This is a genomic window from uncultured Candidatus Kuenenia sp. (genome assembly GCF_900696675.1).
GTDB lineage: Bacteria > Planctomycetota > Brocadiia > Brocadiales > Brocadiaceae > Kuenenia > Kuenenia stuttgartiensis_A.
On the sequence record NZ_CAADGZ010000296.1, the window covers coordinates 1 to 1,201 of the forward strand.

The 1,201-nt window shown below is 33.6% G+C and carries 1 protein-coding gene; it reads left to right on the forward strand.

All coding sequences use genetic code 11. The annotated features are described in order from the left end of the window. The first annotated feature begins 237 nt into the window (after positions 1-237). Positions 238-987: a hypothetical protein gene (locus QZT26_RS17755; protein ID WP_099324672.1), complete on the forward strand. Its 750-nt coding sequence runs from the start codon at positions 238-240 to the stop codon at positions 985-987. Positions 988-1,201: the final 214 nt, after the last annotated feature.

The following is a 1,201-nucleotide window of genomic DNA, read 5'->3' on the forward strand; positions in this document are numbered from 1 at the left end:
GTAATTCCTGATTGTTTGATCGTCTAACAAGAGCGCCTCTGCTACTTCTTCATAACTCCATCCTGAATCAAGAAGAAGTATAGCTTTGATTCGGTCGGCATGACGTCTATGAGGCTCTTTCTTATGTGCTTTTTTAAATTCTATTCGGGTTTTTTCACTGAGAAATGGATTCATGCAGAATTTAATACTCTAGAAACAATTCAAATGCAAGAAAAAAACAGGTTCTTCTAAAAATAAATGCTTTTTACTATAGAAAAGGAAACAGGCGTTCGCGTTATTCGCGGGCTTCTTGATAAGCCTGGAATGTTAGATAAAGGAGATAAACGCATAATTGATAATGTTATTCCCGATTATCAAATATTAAACGAAATCGAATATGACTATGACTATGGTTTAAAAGATGCCTATATAGGTTACGCAACAAGGGGTTGTCCCAAAAAATGCCCTTTTTGTGCAGTCAATAAAATAGAACCGAATTATGTTCACTACTTACCTTTAAAAAAGCAAGTTTTAGGTATAGAGGAAATATATGGACAAAAACGTAATTTAGTCTTAATGGATAACAATATTCTTGCATCAACTAACTTTGAAAAAATAATTGATGAGATCATAGATTTAGGGTTTTATAAAGGGGCAAAATTTAATGGTAAGCTAAGGAAAGTTGATTTCAATCAAGGGACAGATGCTCATTATCTCACTTCTGGGAAAATGGACTTATTAGCAAAAACTGCTATACGGCCATTAAGAATCGCATTTGATTACATCTCTATGAAAGACCTTTATATATCCAAGATTAAGCTGGCAAGAGATTGTGGTATTTCAAACCTTTCAAATTATGTTCTTTACAATTATGTAGATGCTCCTGAAGATTTTTATCAGAGACTAAAGATAAATGTGCAACTTAACGAAGAGTTGGGCACAAAAATATATTCTTTTCCAATGAAATATATTCCTTTAACGGATGTTCACCCCTGCCAAAACGCATAAGTGCTTAATAAATAGTTGGTTAAGGCTGTATTTTTAATAAATATGTAGTCACTAATATATTGTTATTATACGACAATATACTTGACGGATAATGGTTGTTATCTGTACAATGGTGGACATGCATATTGTAGAGAACAAGTCAAAATCCGGTAAAAAAATCTATCGATCTACCCTTCTGCGGGAATCGTACCGTGAGGATGGGAAGGTCAAGAAA

Coding starts and splice junctions, on each gene's coding strand:
- QZT26_RS17755 (WP_099324672.1), top strand. CDS start 238: ATGCTTTTTACTATAGAAAAGGAAACAGGCGTTCGCGTTATTCGCGGG.